Annotated in this window: 1 protein-coding gene; it reads right to left on the minus strand. The window is 37.7% G+C overall.

Annotated features, from left to right (window positions below):
• Positions 1-602: methyl-accepting chemotaxis protein (locus COO03_RS23935; RefSeq protein ID WP_142316278.1), on the minus strand; the 602-nt coding region annotated here is incomplete at both ends.

Genomic DNA, 602 nt, shown 5'->3' on the forward strand with positions numbered 1-602 from the left:
TGCGTAGCAATTTCATTTGTAGAATGCAATATTTCTGCAAAATTCTGTTTCGTTTCATTCGCTATTACAAGGCCAGATTGAACTTCTTCATTCACATTACTCATAGACTTTACTGTCTTGCCCATATCTTCTTGTATTTCACCTATTAATTTCCCAATCTCACTTGATGATACGCTAGATTGCTCTGCTAGTTTTCGTACTTCATCAGCAACAATCGCAAACCCTCTACCATGCTCACCTGCTCGTGCGGCTTCAATTGCAGCATTTAATGCAAGTAAATTTGTTTGATCTGCAATATTTTGAATCGCTTCTAAAATATCACCAATTTGCTTCGATTTATCATTTAATGCTTGAATTACAGCATCTGACTGTGAAACAGACTCTGCAATCGAATGCATTTGATTCACTGTTTTCCCGACAAGTTCCCCACCATCTTCTGCTTTTTCACGTGTATATGTAGATGCATTGGCAATTGAAGAGGAACTGTTTGCTACATGCTGAATTCCCTCTGTTACATTATGAAGTAACATTGCTCCATTTTCTACACTTGATGTTTGTACTGTTGCTCCACTTGAAACTTGCTCCATCGCCATTGTAATTTG

The sequence above is a fragment of the Bacillus sp. AFS098217 genome, from assembly GCF_002551815.1.
GTDB lineage: Bacteria > Bacillota > Bacilli > Bacillales > Bacillaceae_G > Bacillus_A.